This is a genomic window from Psychroserpens sp. (assembly GCF_036960315.1).
In the GTDB taxonomy this organism is placed as follows: domain Bacteria; phylum Bacteroidota; class Bacteroidia; order Flavobacteriales; family Flavobacteriaceae; genus Psychroserpens.
The window spans coordinates 52971-72805 of record NZ_JBALVR010000003.1 but is presented as its reverse complement, the minus strand read 5'-3'; the positions used below and the strand labels follow the sequence as shown (position 1 = coordinate 72805).

Here is a 19835-nt window from a genome sequence, read left to right as displayed (position 1 = left end):
AATCTCTAATAAGAAAGGTTCACTGTAACATCTGGTTACTCGACCATTTTATAAATATCCTTTTGATTTTTTGCATACGTAATTTGGGAAGGGTCGAAATGGGGTTAAGGTGCTTTTGTATAGTTAGTTATGTATAAAAAATTAAATTAGTAAAGAAAACCAACCAAAGGAAAATCCATAGGATTTTTCGAGTGCTCACAGGGTGAGTAATTAATTACGCACGTAGTTGGCACTTGTTTTTAATTTGTTATTTACTATCAAGAAAAAGGTGAATATTATCATTGGAATACTTGATAAGAAATGTACATATTTAAAATGGATATTCAATTCGGGGAAAAACAACAATGCGATTCCAGCATTTATTGATAAATGAAATAGAATTGCAATTAGAACACTTTTTTTAGATTTAACCACTAACCATGTGATGATTATTGATAGACAGACTAACATGAAAAAATAAGTCAGAACTGGTATTAAAGTAATTTTTTCTCCGCTAACGAGGGTTCCAAATGGTGCCCAGAATAATGGAATGTGCCAAACAAACCAAATTATTCCAATTATAACAGCACTTTTTAAGTTCGAAAATATTTTTTGTAATTCAGGTAATAAAAAACCTCTCCATCCAAGTTCTTCGCCCAAAGGTCCAGCATATAAGCCAGCCCATAATATGGTTGGTATTGAAATAAAGGCCGTTTTATCAAAATCTCCAATTTCTCCAATTAATAAGCTATAAAGACCAATTCCAATAATAACAAAAACTAATGGCAAAAGAATAATGTATAAATAGTGTTTAATTGGAACTTTCCATATAATCAGTTTCTTGAGTAAGTTCAAGGTACCTGAAAAACCATCAAAAATGAGAGTTGTAACAATTCCACTAATTGTTGGTCCATAAACACCAACAAAAAAGAACATTATAAACTTCTCGATTGATTCTTGATTGATTCCTTCAGAAAGATGGTTAAGACCAATAGTCCAAAGTGTCCATGACCAAGCAAGTGTCAGCAAAAGAAAGAGGTACGTTTTTTTGTATTTCATATGCTTTAAATGAGTACCAACGTGTTTGTGAATGGTGTCGTTGCGTCTTATATCCTTGTGACTAATTTAGCTCTGCTGAACCAGCCGATAGTTTGGCAGAACGCGTTGAAAAAGGAGCAAGGCTGTTTTAACCAATTTTCCAATAATCTAAAGATAGTAATTTATAGGAGAAATTCCTCATATTAGCCGGCTATAGCAATCAGTTTGCTAGGCGATAGCCCACATGAATATCTTACTATATTCTAATATGAGAGTTTTCCTTAATTAAGGACGATGATGATATTTCAGAGGGAATTAGTTTGAGATATTAAGAAAAAATCTTTGCTGGTAATTTGGTTCATTCTATAATTTCGTAATCAATACTTAGTTTTCGCAAAGCTCTTAAAGCAGAACCAGAGTTTCTGTCTTCCATCTCAATATCTACAGCATCTCCTTCTAAAAGAATAGCAGTAAGTTCATTCGACAAGGATTCATCAATGTTAGATGAAATTTCTGCAATACATTTGGCTATCGCTCTTTTATCTGGCCTCTGAGCATCACAAGACAATAAGTTTAATTTCATAATTATAATAATAATAAATTAATGCAATATACTAGAGTTGATATATATCTGACTTATACTTAAACCATTATTCATTTTAAAAACGCACAACATTCATTTATACTGCTAGTCGCGTCTTAACAGCCTTGTGAATAATTAGGCTCTACTGATAATTAGGTAGAAAGCGTTGGAAAAGGAGCAAGGCTGTCTTTACTAATATTCCAATAATCTAAAGATACTAATTTGTAGGAGATTTTCCTCTACTTAACCAACTTTAGTAATTAATTATACACATTATCGTACAGCGTTTTTAATTTAATATTTCGCAGCCAATTCGGCTATTTCTCTTGTAACCTTGGTTGGTGAGTTGCAGAGGCAATTAGTTAATCCAATGACATAAATATCTAAATCAGGTAAATAAACACCCATTGACTTGAAGCCCCAAATTGCACCACCGTGTTCAAAACTCCGAATGTTATTTATGGTTTTAATATTCCAGCCATAACCATAGTTAATAGGTTCGCCATTATTCAAGATGTAATTCGTAAATGCTTTTTCAGTTGTTTTCTTACTAATTAAAAGATTGTTTTTTATAGCTTCTTGCCAGGTAAACATATCACTGACGGAAGACATCAACGAACCTGCAGAATAAGTTAAAGTGAAACTAATTTCTCTAGTATTAATATAGCCTTCATTATCTTGATACCCTGAAGCTCTATTTTGAATTACCTCGCTATTACTTGCATATTGTGAGGCTGTCATCTTTAGTGTTTTGAAAATTTGTTCCTCAACAAAATTAGCATAACTCTGTCCAGTCACTTTTTCAATGATATAGCCTAATATCACATATCCTGAATTATTATATTTGAATTTTTCCCCAGGAACAAAATCAATAGGCTCGTTTTTAAAAAAATCAATTAACTCTAATGGAGTCAAGTCTTGTTTTGAAATTTCATTGAGTTTTTTCATACTTGTGTAACTTTTTATTCCAGAAGTATGAGTTAATAAATGGTGTATTGTAATTTTATGTCCATTAGTGGGATAGTCAGGAATAAACTTGGTTATTTTGTCATCCAAATTTAGTTTCCCTTTTTCCATAAGCATTAAAATGGATATTGCAGTAAACTGTTTTGTCATAGAACCTATTTCGAAGACGTTGTCTGCTTCCATTGGAACATTTAATTCTAGATTTGCAAGACCGAATGCTTTTTTATAAATGATGTTTCCATTTTTAGAAATCAAGAAAGTTCCGCCCGGAGTACTGTCTGAATATTTCACATTTAATAAATTATCTATACTAGATTCTAGGGTTTGTGCGTAGATTTTGGATTGTGAATTAAAGGCTAAAAATATAATTACTAATAATAAATGTTTTAAATAAAGTGCTTTTTTCATTTTTGTTTTTCTAAATGTTGTTTGCTCGTTGGACGACAAATCAAACTTTTGGGTTACAAAATATCAAAAATTAGTATATTGAAATTATTGGATGAAGCGATTGCCTTTTAAATATAGTACCGCGTGCTTGTGTATGGTACGTAGTTTTTATTTTCAATAGACCGAAATAGTCAGCAATATCATGGTAGTAATTAGTAACACTAAGAAAAGAGGCATTATAAATTTCAACCACTTATTGAAACCAATTTTGACAATAGCCAAAGCGGCCAAAATCAAACCAGTAGGATTGATTAGATAAAACAAACCGAGTCCATATTGATAGGTATCAACTATAATTTCTCTTCCTATGTTAACAGTATCAGCTAAAGGCGACATAATTGGCATTGTTAGTACCGCCATTCCTGACGAAGATGGCATAAAAAAGGACAAACCACCATAAATAATGAGCATGACATTAGCAAATAGGCCTTTGCTCATGCCCTCGGTTATCTCACTCGCATGAAATAAAATAGTATCACTTATAAGACCATCTTCCATTAAAATAGTTACACCTCGCGCTATACCTACAATAAATGCAACGCTTAATAATTCTCCAGCGCCTTTTGCAAACGCCTCAACGAAGATGTTTTCTTTTATCTTAGCAATGAAGCCAATGATAATAGCACCTACTAAAAATGTGGCAGTCATTTCTACAAACCACCAATCGAGCATAGAAACACCTATTATCATTACAACAAAACATAATGAAAATATGACTAAAATGAGTCTCATTCTATTAGTAAATTTTATGGTGGAACTCATTTTATTTAACCCAAATAGCTCTTCTAAGGCTTCTTTTTGATCATAAATAATTGATTTTGTAGGATCAGCTTTTACTCGTTTTGCATACCGTAGGATATACAGAATAGTAATAGACAAACAAACAACTAACATGATAATGCGATTTTCGAGACCTTCTGTCCAACTTATACCAGCGGCATCTGAGGCAATAATTGTTGCAAAGGGGTTTATTGTTGAACACATTGATCCAATACCAGAACCAAGAAAAATACATGCTAGTCCAACCATGGCATCATATTTTGCAGCGAGGAAAACAGGAATTAGAATAGGGTAGAATGCCATAGTTTCTTCGGCAAGTCCAAAGGTTGTGCCACCGGCTGCAATAAGCGTTGTTACCAAAATTATTAGAATGTACTCTTTACCTTTAAGTGTTTTTGCCATCCAGAAGATACCAGCATCAAAAGCACCGGTGAGATTCATTATGCCAATTAAGCCTCCGATAATAAGAATTAGAAAAATGATGTCTGAAGCTGCGATTATTCCTTTTATAGGTGATTTTGCTAATGCAGCAAAGCCTTGAGGTTTTGACTCCAGTTCCTTATATGTGTTGGGAATACCAATTGGTTTATAAATATCACCATTTGTAAATTTTTCAATTGGGATTTTTATAGCGAGCGTATCTAACGTTTCTTGTGTTGCCGGCAATTCGATACTCTCTTCTAAACTAGTTTTTGTAAATGTATTGCTCGTAGCATTGTAGGCTAGACTATCATATTTGCCAGCTGGAACTAACCAGGTTAATAGCGTTACAAATCCAGCAATAAGGATTAAAATTGTTTGGGCAGTTGGAAATTTTAGTTTTTTCATTTATAATTTTTAATTTTCAAATCTAAGTGAGTCCAAATGAACCACAGCAGTATGTATATGAAAAGTATCGCATTTACTTTCAGTTTATTACTGACCATTATTTTACATTTTATTTATAGCACTTGGGCCACTATTTCTTTATACATTGTTGTGAGTTAGAAAGTTGCTATAAAAGGGGTGTCATAAACAATTGGTGATTACTACAGTAATGAGTTCTTACGTATCTCATTAATTTCTTCGAAAGTAAAAATATCATGCTCAATCAGACTGGTATACTGGTCAGTAAGTGTAGCGTTAAAGAGTAACAAATCGTCTGTATTGATGGTCAGATTAATACCTGAGTCGTATAATTTTCGAATGGGATGGGCGTATAAGTCTGCCACCGCGCCCAAAGCAATATTACTATGAGGGCATACGTTCATACGAATTCCTCTTTCTACTATCATATGCATCGTATTATCGGATTCAGCTGCATGTATGCCATGTTGAATTTCGTCTGGTTCAAGTAACTCAATAGCATTTTCTATGGTTTCAGGACCTGAAAACTCCCCAATATGTACTTTGGTTTTAAGTTTTTTAGTTTTGGCGTATAGAAATAATTCTTGAAAACCACTTAAATCCCTGCCTTTTTCATTTCCGTAAATATCAAGGCCGCTAAATACACCGCTTTCAATACACTGCATACCACTTCCGTATATTATTTCAGTAGGGCTATCTTTATTAATTCCGATCTCTGGCCTAAAATCTATCTTCCCCAGATAATTTGCCTTTAGCCGATCTACCGCTTCGATAAATTCTTGGACAGAATTGTTGAAAAACCTAGATAGGTTTATATCTATGCTGGCCTCAAGGCAGGTTACATTATCTGCCATACTGCTTCTAATCCCAATATCCATAAGGCTTATGGCCTTTTCTGAAGACGTCATAAATGTATTTATGTTTTGCTCAATAAATAACATCATTCCCTCAAAGCCATTGTAATATTGGGGAACGGGAAAATCCAATTTTGGATATTTGATTTTAAGCAAATCTATACCTGCACTCAGATGCAAATGACTGTGTACGTCTCCTTTTGGAAGACTTTGAATTTTATGTCTTAAATCATTCATCCCATAAATATTAGAACTTACTTAAAAGTACACCTCCAATTCTCCTTTTTCCTTAACGTCTATTGTACCTCTGCTTTCAAAAATGAATTGTGGATCATCTTTTAAGAGTTTATAGGTGTCATCCGAAAATTCACCCTACCCACTTCATCATTGCCCACAACGTGCTTGTGTATAATTAGTTGCATTGGCTAGCACTAAATTAGTAAAAGAAAACGAACTAGAGGGAAATCCGAAGGATTTTCCGAGTACACACAAAGTAAACAATGTGTTATACACCATATTGGGCAATCGTTTTTTGTTAATTTGGCCATATTGGTGTTTCATCATCGTCTTGATAATCAGGAAAAATTGAAATCGATTCTACAATTCCGCTGTCAATCCAAAAGGAAACACCGTTTGAATTTGAAGTGTAATCTTTAGAATTCAGTTCTTTAAAGTCATCATCAAGTTCTATATCAGAAAAAATCAGATTTGATTTCGTTACAAATTCTTTTTCTTTTAATCCGATTAGTTTTTTTCCTTTGAGTGAGAAACCATTCGAGTAGAAAGTAATTGTTCCTAGTCGAAAATCATCATCAGATGAAAAAGTTAAATCCACTCCAAGATTATGATATTTAAAAATCATATCAATTGAGTTATCAGAATAAGTTTCTCTATCCTTTTCGGACGGCTTACCCAATAATAATTCAATTTGTCCTAATGTTAGACCTAACTTAATTTTGTCAAATCCAAAATAGGGTATTATTTCGGTTTTCATAATGTTGCGCAAAGTTCTTGTGTATGGTTAGTAATGTTGGGAACTAAGTTAGCAAAAGAAAACGAACCAGAGGAAAATCCTACGAATTTTCCAAGTAAGGGATAACCATGTAATTGCAGGTAGGCTGAACGCCTTGAAAAGGAGCAAGGCTGTCTCTACTAATTCTCCAATAATCTAAAGATAGAAATTTGTAGGAGAATTTCCTCGTCTTAGCCAACTGTAGCAATTAACGACATATGGTGTTGAAGCACGTTTGGTTATAGTCATATTCATTTTATGCTCTTCTTGAAGAATACATGTAACATTTTTTCTTTCTAATCGTCATGAGAGCATAGGCTAACAAGATAAAAATGGAAGATTTTATAGGAAACAATGCTAAATTTATTATTCAATGGGGGCAATTAATAGCTGCAACAATTATTATTACTGCCATTTTCCTTTTGTATCTATTAGGAAAAAACAATAAATACTTTTTACCGAAAGGTTTTTTAACCTATGTTATAGCCATTATCTTAATATTTCTAATATTAATATGCGGTATGGCTTTCACAAAAGTTACACGGATGAAACCAAGGGTTTCGGTCGTACTCAATGCATTAGAAGTACTCCATAATAAACCTGCTCCATCATTTGATTTTAATTTGTTAGCTGACGATTCCAAAAAGAATATAAGTGATTATAAAGGTAAAATAATATTATTAAATTATTGGGCTACTTGGTGTGCTCCTTGTATAAAGGAAATGCCAGAACTTAATAGGTTACAAAAAAAATATCAAGACCAGGGATTAGTTATAATTGCTTTGTCTGATGAGGATAAAGAAACATTAATGAAATTCGCCAATAAAAAGCCCTTTATTGTATCTGCTGCTTATTCAAAGGAGTTTAATTGGGCAGATATACAATCAGAAAGACCTATGACATTTCTTATAAATAGAGAAGGTATTATTGTGGATTATTTTACAGGAGGATATGACTACGCTTTTTTTGAATCAAAAATCATTAATTATCTCAATAATTAACTGTGAACTCAATACTATTTCTGACTTTTTTAATCAAACATTAAAGTTTGAATTTTCAGATTCAGTTTAATATGCTACAACATGTTTGTGTAAGGTTAGTTTGTTAGCAAGAACTAAATTAGTGAATAAAACTTATAATGTAGGAAACTCCATAGGATTACTCAATAGTTACAAAACAAGCAATGAATTATAAACATTGTTAGACTTCGTGATTTTCGTTAGCAAGGTTTATTAAGTTATTTTACTAAAATATAGCACTAACTATTTTGCTGAAATATTAAAAAGAATCAATAACCCAAACTCCTTTATGGTCAAAATTCCCCATGTTTGGCAGGGCATCGGTCGATTCTTTAAGTGAAATAGTCTTATCAATTAATTTTTCAGGGTGCAGTTTTCCATTTTTAATCATTTCCAACATTTCAGGATATTTATATGCTTGCATCCCATGACTTCCTATAACCTCCAATTCATTGGCTAATATCAGATCCATTGGAACTTTTGGATTTTTATGATTTCCTGTCATCAGTCCAACCTGAATGTGTTTGCCTCTTTTCCTTAAATTTGCAATAGAATTATAACAAGTATTTGGACTTCCAAGAGCATCAATAGATACATGAACTCCACCATGCGATATTGTTTTAATCTGTTCCACTATGTTAGTATTTCCCCTTGCATTTATGGTTGCGATAGCTCCTAATTCTTTTGCGAAATCTAAAGTTTCGCCGTTGATGTCAATGGCAATTACTTGGGCTCCGAGAGCATGAGCGATCATTATTGCTGATAAGCCTACACCACCACAACCATGTATAGCTACATATTGCCCTCCTGAAACTTTTCCTTGATTTGCTATTGCTCTGTAAGACGTAATAAACCGACAGCCCAAAAGCGCAGCGGTTATATAGTTAATTTCTTCAGGAAGTTTTACCAAGTTAATATCAGCATAATCTAAAGCAACGTATTCCGCAAATGAACCCCAATGTGTAAAACCTGGCTGTGATTGACGGTCACACACTTGATGATTTCCCGATAGACATTGTCTGCAACTTCCACATCCACATACAAAAGGAACCGTAACTCTGTCTCCTATCTGAAAATTTTTAACATTTTTTCCAATGGCTTCTATAGTTCCGGCAAATTCGTGTCCAGGAACATTGGGCAGTTCTATATCCGTGTCATGACCCATCCAACCATGCCAATCACTACGACACAATCCAGTGGCTTTGACTGAAATAACAACTCCATGTTCTTTTGGAATAGGATCTTCCACATTCTGTATAGTAATTGACCCTTGGTAAGTTTCATAAATTGCTGCTTTCATTTTTCCTTCATAAAATTGACTAAAACTAAAATCCTTTAATAATTCCTTTTAAGCCAGTTATTTACCGTGCATTAGTTTGATGAAATCTGGCTCATTTTTCAAACTATATAGATCTGGGTCATGTTTCATATATTCATAATTTCCAAACCCATTATCTATTGCTTTCTTGAGATTTTCAATTGACGCTGTTTTATCACCTATTAGTGCATAAAAACATGCGGCATTATAAATAATAATTTGATCATTTGGGTTTATATCAACCCCTTTACCCATTTCTATTTTAGCTTCTTTTCTACGATCTAATCTTTCTAAGGTGAAAGCATAAAACTGATACGCACGTGCGTCCTCAGGGTTATGTAATAAATAGTCTGGGTAAAATGATGCCGCTCGTTGAGTAGTTTCTTGTAGATTTTCTTTGTCTTCTAATTTTTCATAAGACATCTGCAAATCACCATAAGCAGAATGAAAACCACCATTAAGTTCTAATACTTTATTAAAATCAATGACTGCTTCAGAATCTCTGTCTTTCATTCTATAGAGTCGTCCTCTTATCCAATAGGCGAAAAAGTTGTTTGGGTCAAATGAAATTGCCTTTTGAACAGATGTAAGTGCCTCGTCAAGTGAACCCTTATTAACATAAGTCAGTCCAAGTGCGCTGTACGCTTCAGATGAGCTAGGGTCATAGATGAGCGCTTTCAATGCTGATTGCTCGGATTGTTCAAGCCATAAGAGGTTGCTTTTATCATGTGTTTCATATAACATGGCACAAGCCTCACTCATACCGGCATATGCAGCTGCATATTTTGGATCAATATCTAATGCCTTTTGAAAAAGGTCTATGGCTAAAAGAAGATAGCTCTTTGTATATCGAAACAGAAACTCTCGTGCTCTCAAGTTAGCATCAAATGCCGTGCTATTCATTGTTCCACTCTTGCTCAGTGCTATTTTTTCTTTAGTACTAAGCCTGAGTTGTAATGACTTTACAATCTTCTTAGATACCTTTTCCTGAATTTCAAAAACATCAGCCATTTTCCCATTGTAGATCTCCGCCCAAAGGCCAGAATCTTTTTCGACATCAATTAACTCTGTTGATATTCTTAAATCACTGTCATGCTTGCGCACTGTACCTTGTAAAATATATCTTGCTTTCAATTCTCGACCCAATGTTGCAATATCCAATTCTGAATTTTTATAGCGCATCGAGGTGTTTCGCGAAGCAATCTCAAGCTCCTTGATTCTGGACAAGCGAATAATGATTTCTTCTGTCAGTCCATCACTAAAATAATCACTGCCATTTTCCGAACCAATGTTGCGAAATGGTAATACTGCCAGTTTTCTATTGTTTTTATTAATCCTATGGTTAGATTTTAGTGATAGCGAGGTCACCTCCTCAATATTTTCAGTTTTCTTAATTCCCTTAGCGGAGAATTCATATATCCAGGTAAAAATTAAATTGATCGGAAAGCCTATAATCAAGATAATAATCAAGATTTTCATGATATAAGGTGGTGCATCAAAACTTGAAAGAACAAGTTCTGCCACCTGAGCTGCTATCCATGCTACTATTAAATAGGCTATCGTCGATTTAATTACATTTCGCCTTTTGAGTTCTGCTATGTATTTTTTTAAATTCACTTAACTCCAAGTTAGTTTTTATTTAATAAAACATATCGGTGACGGCTAAGATTTCGGTAGGGACTGGCATAACTCGAGGTTACAACGAAACGTTTAAGTCGGAAGGAGGAGCAACCGAAATCATTCCTCTTCATTAATATTTAAAGGTAAGTAAAATTTTCTTTGGTAATAATTCAGATATACAGAACTATAGACCTTACTTTTCGACGAATTCTCCTAAATAATTTTAGAATTCTATAGTTGCTTGTCATAATGAAGGCTAACGATTTTGTGTATGGTTAGTTGTGTTGACTAGGAATCAAATTAGTAAAAGAAAATGAACCAGAGGGAAATCCGTAGGATTTTCCGAGTAGGAGAGAAGCTAGTAATTAACTAAACATGTTGGTAGATTTTCGTTATTTCTCTTTAATTTTTTAATTCAATATATCTAAGATTTCATCAATTCGTTTTCTTAAAGTATTTCCGATATTCTAGATAATTGATAAAAAAGTGATAGAATTAAAGCACATACAGCTTTAAGAAAGAAAGTGATGTTGAAACATTAATAGATATACAAAATAAAAGTTTAAAGAAATTGCGGTAATTTAATTAAAGTAGTTAAGTTCTTATTCTTTAAATGTTTAGATATGTTGTAAACTTTATATGCATTGTAGACAATTAACAGAATAAATAAAACCCAGGCAATAGGGCCAAAATCTATTTTAAAATGTCTGTAAATATAGTACTGAATCGTAGGTGTTAATAAGAAGTTTAACGATGCCATTAAAGTCCAAAATATTTGAAAACTGATAATTCGCCTTCCGTAAGAATTAATTTCTGGTAAATCTTTATATTTTCGCCAAAACAGATACGGAAAGATGACATTTCCGAAAGGAAGAACAATACCCAAGAGCCCATAAACGTTAATTCTGTTCAATAAATCATAGATGTCGTTTTCAGTTTTTTCTTTCGTTATTTCTGTTTGTAACTCCGAAACATCAATCTCTAAAATTTTCGCTATCGCTATTAATGTATAGCCTGATGGATTCGCCATATTAGATTCTAGGCGTTGAATCGTTCTAAGGGATAATTTTGATTCTTGAGCAAGCCTATCCTGAGAGAATCCTTTTCTCCTTCGGAAATCTTCAACCTTCTTTCCTATACTCATTATTTTGTAGTCATTTTTGTTTGTAAAATTACAAATCATTTAATAACGAAAAGACTTCTGCTCAATTGTATTAACAAGTAAATTGATTATTGAATCATATAAATGGGTATTAAAGAATAGATCACAAAGCCCTTTGGTAAAATGAATGTCATAAAAATGTCATAGAAAAGGCATCCTGAAAAGAAGGTATTGAATTGATGAAACCACTAAATTGCTCCATAATCTAAATTTCAATTTTAATGAGCACAAAATTTCTAAATTCACGTTTTGGATCAAACCTTTCAACTTTTATAATAATAAGTATAGGATTAATTATGGTTCCTATTGCTGCCATACTAGTTTTGATTTGGAGAAAACTCACAAAAGCCACTTACAAATCTTTAGGCTTATATAAGCCTACTCGTATTATTAAAACAATAGTAATTGGTGTCGTTTTGGGCATCCTACTTAAGTTGTTTTCGGCAACCATTTTTATGCCTTTAATAGGTTACCCTTCTCAAGGTTCGGGAGCATTTTTATTTATACAGGAAAGCTTAACTAATGCTTTACTAATGAGTGTTTATATAATAATTGTTGCAGGTTTTTGCGAAGAAATTGTATTTAGAGGATTCTTCTTTAAGAGATTCGAATCATGGTTTGGCTCTTCTAGAAGAATTAAAGTAACCATGGTAATAATTGGAAGTTTACTTTTTGGTATTCCTCATATTTATCAAGGATTTCATGGAGCAATGAATTCAATAGTAATTGGAGCAATATACGGTATGGTTTATCTTATGAATAAGAAAAACCTTTGGTTGGTAATGATTTCTCATGCAACATACGATTTGCTTGCTACATATATTATTTATAACGGGCTTACAAAAACCATATCTACCCTATTTTTTAATTAAAAAAAACGCTTTAATTCAATACTAATTTCCTTAAGGGTTATTTTTATTTCTTAATAAGTTTTGGTTGTCATTTTCAAAGTAAGTGTCTGTTTGATTATCTATGTCGAGTTTTACAATGACCTTATCTGCATAAGAGATTATTGAAGTTGAATCTTGTGTTGTCGTATTTTGACCAAAAGAATAAACACTGAATAAAACGTGTAACAAGAGGAAACTAATTTTAGTCAAAAATGAGGTGTTATCGTTCAAACTATCTTGTATAAGATATTAATTCGAACTAGATACTTTCTATCTTTTATATATGGGTGTCCGTTTAGCAAGATATGTTAATGTAATTTTATATGCATCTTGAGTTTGCCAAAAAGAGGCATGTTCTTTACTAAAAACGTTGTCACCTTTGTCACTATAAACATTCATAGTAATGTTTGTCGAATAATTTTGCGTAGCAGTACTATAAGTGCTACTGTTGCTGGTTTTTTTATTGTTATTCCAAATATCACCTACAATATGTCCTTTTTTATCGATGTAAGCTTTATTGTTTTTAGTTTTAGTTTTAGCTGTGGTGTTGCTGTAATTAGTCACAGTAGACTTTTCGATTGAAACCAATCCTTGAATAACATATTCTACATTTAATATATTACATATTTCACCCATTGTATAGCCTTCTATATTGTTGTTGGAGACTCCAGCCTTTGCCAGTAAGGCATTAGTTGTAGTAGGATCTTGAAACTGTAGAATTGCCGCCCTTTTTTTGAATATTGTATACGTTTCTTGTTGAATTTTCTTTGTCATCATTACGTTACTTGTCTCTTGGTCTTTTATATAACCAAATGGCAAAATAGCTACTTTATTGTGATGTTCTTCTAGATTTGAATTTGAAGTCGTAGCTTTTTTATTGAAGAATTCAATTCTACCAGAGCTGAATGTGATTTTTATGATTTCTGCTTTATTAACAGTATACTCAATAGTCTCATTTTTGTAAATAAACTGTAGATCGTCTTTGTTTATTTTTAAGATTTTACCTTGCATTTCATTTCCATCACTTTTAAGAATTACATCATCTTGTGCGCTCAATGAAAGCGTAAAAGTTATCACCAGTATAAAAAAGAAATGATTTTGATACGTTTTTTTTTCCATAATTCTATTTTTTGTAATAGTTATAAATTGTACCCAACGTGCTCGATGTATGGTTAGTTGCATTTGCTCGCTCTAAATTAGTAAAAGAAAATGAACCAGAGGGAAATGCGCAAAATTTTCAGAGTAAGCAAAGAACTAACAATTGGCTAAATATATTATTTGATTGTTACAAATTTGATTTATGTTGTCCTCCATCAATTGATAAGCACGTTCCAGTAACCCAACTAGCACATGGCGAAACCAAAAAGGCAGCTACCTTGCCTATTTCATCCGGAGTTCCCATTCTTCCTGAAGGAATTGAACCGAGTACCATATCATAAAAAGGGCGATCATTTTTTTTAGCCATTTCCCAAAGTCCACCGCTAAATTCAATCGAACCTGGCGCTATAGTGTTTACCCGAATGTGTTTCGGTGCGAGTTGTACAGCCAAAGTTTTAGAATAACTAATAAGAGCAGCCTTCGATGCTGCATATGCAGGAGGAGAACCAGATTCAAGTCCGGATACGGAAGAAATAAATAAAACGCTACCATTGCCAGATTCAACCATCCAAGGAATTACCTTTCTAGTTGCCTTTACGCTGCCCAATAAATCAATATTGATAGATGCTTCCCAGTCATTATACTCATCTCCTAGGCTTAATGCGGAGACATTATTAACTAAAATATCTACATTTCCAAACTTGCCCTTGACAGCATCAAGAAAAGCATCTAATTTTTCAGTATCGCCAATATCACAAGATTGAGCATAAACTTCCACACCTTTTTTAATAAGCTCATTTTCAGTAGCTCTGAGTGCTTCCTCGCCACGAGCGCAAATGGCAACATTTACGCCTTCATCTGCTAGTGTTAAGGCAATACTTTTTCCTATTCCTTTACTACCTCCTGTAATTATTGCATTTTTCCCTTTTAGTCCTAAATTCATAAGTGTTTAATTAAAAATAATTTATAAATATCGTTTTGTTGATGGAGTCCTCCAAGTATTGGCGGCAACGTGCTTGTATAATGTTAGTTGCGTTGGTTAGAACTAAAGTTAGTGAAAGAAAACGAACTTGTGGGAAATCAGCTGGATTTTCGACGGTCATGCAAAGAAAACAATGGTTATTCAAGGTGTTGTAACCAGTTATAATTTATTTAATTCATTTTCGTTCCGTTACTATTTCTTCCTTATCAACACCAAGCCATTCATCTGCAAACAATCACTTTAAAGTCCTGTCTAGGATAAACTCAACTTATATTTTCCAGTATTTCATAAAACTTGCTCCTTTTAACAATTGAAGATTTAGTAATAAAGTAATGGATTGGGGAATAAAGTGCAATTTTTCTTTTTGAATATTCCTTATCTTCGACTAGAAATTATTAACCAATAAAGAACATTAGATCATGAAAGTAAATTTTTTTTTGATAGTTATTTTAGTTTTGATTTTATCTGCCTGTACAAAAAATAAAGAGAAAGTAATACCTTCTGAAGTTACTAAAGAGACGAAAATGACCAATGAGGTTTATTCCTACTTTGAATCAGGTTCGAACGATGGAGTGATGAGCGTTCCCGAAAATTATAGAGAGTGGGATTTCCTTGGTGCATGGGCAATTGACGGTGATAAAGGATCTAAAGGAATCCACAATGTCTATGCTTCACCTGGAGCAGTTTCATTCTATCAAAAAAACAAATATTTCCCAGATGGATGCATTTTAGTAAAAGAGTTGATGAATACGCATACCGAATATCTTTCGACGGGATTGGTGAGTAGAGCAAACGAGAATGAAGGATGGTTTGTTATGGTTAAAGATGCTAAAAACCGATTCCCAGATAATCCTTTATGGGGAGATGGATGGGGATGGTCTTTTTTTGAAGCAGGTAAAATGTATAAAACTGTATCTACCGATTATAAGGCTAATTGTATTGCCTGCCACGTGCCAGCGGAAAAAGATGATTGGATTTATGTAGATGGTTATCCGGTTCTTAAATTAGAATAGTCACATTTAATCAAATTAATACTAGTTATCAATGATAAAAAATAATCTTGCTAAAATTTTATTTTCAACCCGTCTCACTTCAATTCTATTTATAATATTTGCTGCTTCCATGGCTGTTGGGACTTTTATGGATGCTGGTCAAGAAACCTCACCAACCGCATATTCTAGGAATTTAATCTATAATGCATGGTGGTTTGAAGCTATAATGGGGCTTTTTGTTATTAATTTTTCAGGGAACATCTTTAAATACAAACTTTACAAAAAAGGAAAATGGGCTACACTTACCTTTCACTTAGGATTTATTTTTATTCTTCTTGGTGCATTTGTAACCCGATACATTGGTTTTGAGGGCGTCATGTCCATTCCTGAAGGGGCTACCGAAAATAGATTCTTTTCACAAAAGACTTTTGTTACAGCTCAAATCGATGGTGATTATCAAATTGATGGAGGGATACAACGCTTATCTGTAGAGCATGAAGTGGACTTTTCTGACCGCCTAAATAACAAGTTTAAAGTTGAAACAAAATATAATCAACAACCTGTATTTATTGAATTGGAGAAATTCATTGTTGGAGCGGAAGAAGATATTATTCCAGATGAAAATGGAGAGGAGTACCTAAAGATAGTTGAAGCGGGAGATGGATCTCCTCATAATCATTTTCTTAAACCGGGACAAACAAAAACTATTCATAACGTCATATTTACCTTAAATAATCCTATTGAGAATGCCATAAATATACACTACAACGACAACAAACTTTTTATTCAGTCACCAGTAGATGGTGAATATATGACCATGGCAACACGAGCTAGTGGACACTTGCTCAAAGATAGTATTCAACCGTTACTCCTTCGCTCTAGATATATTATTGGAAATTTACAAATGGTATTTCCAAAGCCAGTGATAAAAGGAAAATTGGATGTAGTTAAAAAACCACAAATTCTTAAAAGTGATGAGGATGGCATTGTCTTAAAGGTTTCGGTTAATGATGAAACTAAATATGTAAATCTAATAGGTGGGCAAGGCACAAATCCTACAATTAAACGTATGAGTATCGGAGATCTCGATATTGGGTTTCGATATGGATCCAAAATTTTGGAACTTCCTTTTAAGGTTAAGTTAAATGATTTTATTGCTGACAGGTATCCTGGAACAGAGAAGAGTTATTCTGCATTTTCAAGTGATCTGACGGTTTATGATGAAGAGATGGGTGATTTCAATTATCGTGTTTTCATGAATAATATTTTAGATCATCGTGGTTATCGTCTATTTCAATCAAGCTTTTATCCAAATGAAAAAGGCACAATCCTTTCGGTTAATCATGATTTCTGGGGAACTTGGATTACTTATTTTGGGTATTTCATGTTGTATTTAGGGTTATTAGCCATTCTATTTTATAAGGGTTCTCGTTTTTCAAATCTTACTAAAAATTTAAATAAAGTAAAAGCCAAAAAAGCCAAATTACTGTCAGTCTTTTTATTTTGTTTTGCATTGAGTGGTTTGGCGCAAGATGATTCACGTAAGTCTAAATCAGTAATAGATTCAATTTTAAGGGAATCCATTACGCCAAAATCTCATGCTGATGCCTTTGGTCACATGGTAATTCAAGATCTAAGTGGACGTATGATGCCTGTTAACACCTATGCTTCAGAAATGTTGCGTAAGTTGAGTAAGCACGATACTTATGAGGGATTTAATGCTAATCAGGTATTTCTATCTATACATGAAAACCCATTTTTATGGTACGATGTGCCAATCATTTATCTAAAGCCTAAAAAAGGTGATTCCATACGAAAATTAATAGGTATAGATAAAACTCAGAAATATGCAACACTTGCAAATTTCTTTGATGAAAAGGGGTTGTATAAATTAGGCCCTTATCTTGAAGCGGCATATAAGGCGCAACCACCTAGCGGTTTTCAAAAAGAATTTAAAGAGGCAGACCAACGGGTTAATTTATTATTTAATACGGTAGAAGGAACCTCGTTAAAAATATTTCCGCTTCCAGACAATAGTAACAACAAATGGATTTCATCTAAAGAAAAGAATTTAAAAAATTATAAAATAAAAGATTCACTATACTTAAATTTTATCAATAATGGATTTGATTTCTATCTGTCGACATTGAATGAAGCAAAAAAAACAAAGAATTTTAAGGAGCCTGAAAAATTTCTAGAAGCAATTAAAAAAATTCAGAATGAATATGGATCATCAGTAATGATAAGCGATGATAGGATCAATGCCGAAGTTAGATACAACAGATATGACGTTTTTAAAAAATTGTTTAGTTGGTATATGTATGCAGGCACCTTTCTATTTATAGTTCTTATTGTACAAATTTTCAAGGATAAAAATAAAATTATTAGTGCTTTTGTCACGACTTTTAAGTTTGCAATTCTGTTGTTGTTTGTAATACATACACTAGGACTAATTGCACGTTGGTACATCTCTGGTCATGCACCTTGGAGCGATGCTTACGAATCTATGATTTATGTTGCCTGGGCTACAATGTTCTTTGGACTAATTTTTGGGCGTAAAAGTGATCTTACAATCGCAGCCACCGCATTTGTAACTGCCATGATATTAATGGTGGCTCATTGGAATTGGATGGATCCGGCAATTGCCAATTTACAACCGGTTCTTGATAGCTACTGGCTTATGATACACGTTGCTGTGATTGTAGCAAGTTACGGGCCATTTACTCTTGGAATGATTTTAGGGTTGGTGGTACTTTTACTTATGGTTTTTACTACAGAGGCTAATAGAAAAAAGATGCGTCTAAATATAGAGGAATTAACCATTATTAATGAAATGGCACTAACTGTAGGACTCGTTATGCTTACCATTGGAAATTTTTTAGGTGGTATGTGGGCTAACGAGAGTTGGGGACGCTATTGGGGATGGGACCCTAAAGAGACTTGGGCCTTGATAAGTATAATGATTTATGCCTTTGTACTACACATGCGTTTGGTTCCTGGGTTACGAGGTCGTTTTGGATTTAATTTGGCCTCAATTATTGCTTTTTCTAGTATTATGATGACTTATTTTGGTGTTAACTTTTACCTCGCAGGATTGCACTCCTATGCAAGCGGAGATCAAATCGTCAGTTTGAAGTTTATAGGTTATACCCTTGGAATTATAGCAATAATTGCATTTTTTGCTTATCGAAAATATCATAAATATTACAAGAAATAATAATTACCTATTGATGCATCTTTTAAATATAATAATAACAAAAGAAAAGATTGGGTAATTTAAAAGCTTAAATGCTGCTTTTTAAATCAACTAGGTTCTCAGTCTTCTATGATATTGTTTGTTGAATTTGTTAATGTAAAATTTTAAAATATGAATTATCACTATTCTCATTTTCATAATCAGAGTGAATTCACCTTGACAGACTTTAATTGCGTATCTTTTGATAAACGTTTAGGTGATAGTAATTACTATAAGATTATCTGGGTTAAAGATCAAGATATTTTGATTGAAGTAGATGGGTATCATCTAACAATAAAAAAAAACCATGTCTTATTCTGTACACCCCTAAATATCCTTAAATTAGATCCTTATACCGAAGGTGTTGTCTCATATATATTTAATAGAGAGTTCTATTGTACTAGAGATCATGACAATGAGGTGTCCTGTCAAGGATTTTTGTTTTATGGGTCTTCATTGCCTCCAATAGTTGAACTTAATAAGAAGGAGCAAGGGAGTTTCGAATTATTATTTATGATGTTTCAAGAAGAATTTTCTAACAAGGATCATATTCAAGGAGAAATGCTGAGGGTATTGCTAAAAAGGTTATTAATTAAATCTGTAAGATTGGCTAAAGAAATAGGACCTTATCCAGAAATGCAACAGTCTAAGTTTGATGAATTCAGAAAGTTTAACTTACTCGTTGAAGAGCATTTTAGAAGCAAACATAAAGTAGCTGATTATGCGGCACTTTTAAATAAAACTCCTAAATCCTTATCTAATCTATTTTTAAAATACAACCAAAAATCACCTCATAAAGTGATTAGTGAACGTGTCAGTCTTGAAGCACAAAGACTGCTAAATTATTCGAAGAAAAAGGTATTTGATATTTCAAATGAATTGGGATTTTCTGAAGTATCACATTTTTCAAAATATTTTAAGAAACATACAGGATTGTCTCCTAATGCGTTTCGAAATCAAACTTAATTACATTGGAGTTAAACTTTAAAATTATTGTTCCAGTACTTATTGTCT

Annotated in this window: 17 protein-coding genes; 5 read left to right on the top strand and 12 right to left on the bottom strand. The window is 33.1% G+C overall.

The annotated features are described in order from the left end of the window. Positions 1–210: 210 nt before the first annotated feature. From V7719_RS06135 to V7719_RS06110, 6 genes are all read right to left on the bottom strand, one after another. Positions 211–1038, bottom strand: coding sequence for a CPBP family intramembrane glutamic endopeptidase (locus tag V7719_RS06135; RefSeq protein ID WP_335729003.1), 828 nt, complete (start codon positions 1036–1038; stop codon positions 211–213). Positions 1039–1375: 337 nt separating this feature from the next. Next, positions 1376–1600, bottom strand: coding sequence for a hypothetical protein (locus tag V7719_RS06130; protein WP_335729002.1), 225 nt, complete (start codon positions 1598–1600; stop codon positions 1376–1378). 294 nt (positions 1601–1894) lie between these two features. Beyond that, on the bottom strand, positions 1895–2974 hold the full coding sequence (locus tag V7719_RS06125; protein ID WP_335729001.1) for a serine hydrolase domain-containing protein: 1080 nt from the start codon (positions 2972–2974) through the stop codon (positions 1895–1897). A 153-nt stretch (positions 2975–3127) separates the two neighbouring features. After that, the gene (locus V7719_RS06120; RefSeq protein WP_335729000.1) at positions 3128–4621 is read right to left on the bottom strand and encodes a YfcC family protein; all 1494 of its coding nucleotides are present in this window, start codon (positions 4619–4621) and stop codon (positions 3128–3130) included. A 200-nt stretch (positions 4622–4821) separates the two neighbouring features. After that, the gene (locus V7719_RS06115) at positions 4822–5730 is read right to left on the bottom strand and encodes a hypothetical protein (RefSeq protein WP_335728999.1); all 909 of its coding nucleotides are present in this window, start codon (positions 5728–5730) and stop codon (positions 4822–4824) included. A gap of 298 nt (positions 5731–6028) precedes the next feature. Next, on the bottom strand, positions 6029–6487 hold the full coding sequence (locus V7719_RS06110; RefSeq protein WP_335728998.1) for a hypothetical protein: 459 nt from the start codon (positions 6485–6487) through the stop codon (positions 6029–6031). 350 nt (positions 6488–6837) lie between these two features. Between V7719_RS06110 and V7719_RS06105 the strand changes: the two genes are divergently transcribed. Next, positions 6838–7506, top strand: a complete 669-nt coding sequence (locus tag V7719_RS06105; RefSeq protein WP_335728997.1) for a TlpA family protein disulfide reductase — start codon at positions 6838–6840, stop codon at positions 7504–7506. A 277-nt stretch (positions 7507–7783) separates the two neighbouring features. Here the strand turns inward: V7719_RS06105 and V7719_RS06100 are convergent, their stop codons facing one another. The 3 genes from V7719_RS06100 to V7719_RS06090 form a co-directional block, all read right to left on the bottom strand. Further along, a complete protein-coding gene (locus V7719_RS06100) occupies positions 7784–8824 on the bottom strand; it encodes a zinc-dependent alcohol dehydrogenase family protein (RefSeq protein ID WP_335728996.1) in 1041 nt (346 codons plus the stop codon). A 57-nt stretch (positions 8825–8881) separates the two neighbouring features. Then, positions 8882–10210 (bottom strand): TPR end-of-group domain-containing protein, encoded by a 1329-nt coding sequence (locus V7719_RS06095; RefSeq protein WP_335728995.1) that lies wholly within the window; start codon positions 10208–10210, stop codon positions 8882–8884. Between the two features lie 814 nt (positions 10211–11024). After that, positions 11025–11606: a helix-turn-helix domain-containing protein gene (locus V7719_RS06090; RefSeq protein WP_335728994.1), complete on the bottom strand. Its 582-nt coding sequence runs from the start codon at positions 11604–11606 to the stop codon at positions 11025–11027. Positions 11607–11845: 239 nt separating this feature from the next. Here V7719_RS06090 and V7719_RS06085 point away from each other — a divergent pair, with 239 nt between their 5' ends. After that, complete coding sequence (locus tag V7719_RS06085; protein WP_335728993.1) at positions 11846–12496, top strand: CPBP family intramembrane glutamic endopeptidase; 651 nt, start codon at positions 11846–11848, stop codon at positions 12494–12496. A gap of 30 nt (positions 12497–12526) precedes the next feature. On the opposite strand, the gene V7719_RS06080 is transcribed toward V7719_RS06085, so the two are convergent. From V7719_RS06080 to V7719_RS06070, 3 genes are all read right to left on the bottom strand, one after another. Continuing rightward, complete coding sequence (locus V7719_RS06080; protein WP_335728992.1) at positions 12527–12703, bottom strand: hypothetical protein; 177 nt, start codon at positions 12701–12703, stop codon at positions 12527–12529. An 81-nt stretch (positions 12704–12784) separates the two neighbouring features. Further along, on the bottom strand, positions 12785–13633 hold the full coding sequence (locus V7719_RS06075) for a hypothetical protein (protein WP_335728991.1): 849 nt from the start codon (positions 13631–13633) through the stop codon (positions 12785–12787). Between the two features lie 166 nt (positions 13634–13799). Beyond that, a complete protein-coding gene (locus V7719_RS06070) occupies positions 13800–14555 on the bottom strand; it encodes an SDR family NAD(P)-dependent oxidoreductase (protein WP_335728990.1) in 756 nt (251 codons plus the stop codon). A 458-nt stretch (positions 14556–15013) separates the two neighbouring features. Here V7719_RS06070 and V7719_RS06065 point away from each other — a divergent pair, with 458 nt between their 5' ends. The 3 genes from V7719_RS06065 (at position 15014) to V7719_RS06055 (ending at position 19787) form a co-directional block, all read left to right on the top strand. Beyond that, on the top strand, positions 15014–15607 hold the full coding sequence (locus V7719_RS06065; RefSeq protein WP_335728989.1) for a cytochrome P460 family protein: 594 nt from the start codon (positions 15014–15016) through the stop codon (positions 15605–15607). A gap of 31 nt (positions 15608–15638) precedes the next feature. Continuing rightward, the gene (gene ccsA, locus V7719_RS06060) at positions 15639–18803 is read left to right on the top strand and encodes a cytochrome c biogenesis protein (protein ID WP_335728988.1); all 3165 of its coding nucleotides are present in this window, start codon (positions 15639–15641) and stop codon (positions 18801–18803) included. A 150-nt stretch (positions 18804–18953) separates the two neighbouring features. Next, complete coding sequence (locus V7719_RS06055; RefSeq protein ID WP_335728987.1) at positions 18954–19787, top strand: helix-turn-helix domain-containing protein; 834 nt, start codon at positions 18954–18956, stop codon at positions 19785–19787. Positions 19788–19835: the final 48 nt, after the last annotated feature.

Excerpts from the sequence above, each read along its gene's own strand:
- V7719_RS06135 (WP_335729003.1), bottom strand. The coding sequence starts at position 1,038 with ATGAAATACAAAAAAACGTACCTCTTTCTTTTGCTGACACTTGCTTGG.
- V7719_RS06130 (WP_335729002.1), bottom strand. The coding sequence starts at position 1,600 with ATGAAATTAAACTTATTGTCTTGTGATGCTCAGAGGCCAGATAAAAGA.
- V7719_RS06125 (WP_335729001.1), bottom strand. The coding sequence starts at position 2,974 with ATGAAAAAAGCACTTTATTTAAAACATTTATTATTAGTAATTATATTT.
- V7719_RS06120 (WP_335729000.1), bottom strand. The coding sequence starts at position 4,621 with ATGAAAAAACTAAAATTTCCAACTGCCCAAACAATTTTAATCCTTATT.
- V7719_RS06115 (WP_335728999.1), bottom strand. The coding sequence starts at position 5,730 with ATGAATGATTTAAGACATAAAATTCAAAGTCTTCCAAAAGGAGACGTA.
- V7719_RS06110 (WP_335728998.1), bottom strand. The coding sequence starts at position 6,487 with ATGAAAACCGAAATAATACCCTATTTTGGATTTGACAAAATTAAGTTA.
- V7719_RS06105 (WP_335728997.1), top strand. The coding sequence starts at position 6,838 with ATGGAAGATTTTATAGGAAACAATGCTAAATTTATTATTCAATGGGGG.
- V7719_RS06100 (WP_335728996.1), bottom strand. The coding sequence starts at position 8,824 with ATGAAAGCAGCAATTTATGAAACTTACCAAGGGTCAATTACTATACAG.
- V7719_RS06090 (WP_335728994.1), bottom strand. The coding sequence starts at position 11,606 with ATGAGTATAGGAAAGAAGGTTGAAGATTTCCGAAGGAGAAAAGGATTC.
- V7719_RS06085 (WP_335728993.1), top strand. The coding sequence starts at position 11,846 with ATGAGCACAAAATTTCTAAATTCACGTTTTGGATCAAACCTTTCAACT.
- V7719_RS06075 (WP_335728991.1), bottom strand. The coding sequence starts at position 13,633 with ATGGAAAAAAAAACGTATCAAAATCATTTCTTTTTTATACTGGTGATA.
- V7719_RS06070 (WP_335728990.1), bottom strand. The coding sequence starts at position 14,555 with ATGAATTTAGGACTAAAAGGGAAAAATGCAATAATTACAGGAGGTAGT.
- V7719_RS06065 (WP_335728989.1), top strand. The coding sequence starts at position 15,014 with ATGAAAGTAAATTTTTTTTTGATAGTTATTTTAGTTTTGATTTTATCT.
- ccsA (WP_335728988.1), top strand. The coding sequence starts at position 15,639 with ATGATAAAAAATAATCTTGCTAAAATTTTATTTTCAACCCGTCTCACT.
- V7719_RS06055 (WP_335728987.1), top strand. The coding sequence starts at position 18,954 with ATGAATTATCACTATTCTCATTTTCATAATCAGAGTGAATTCACCTTG.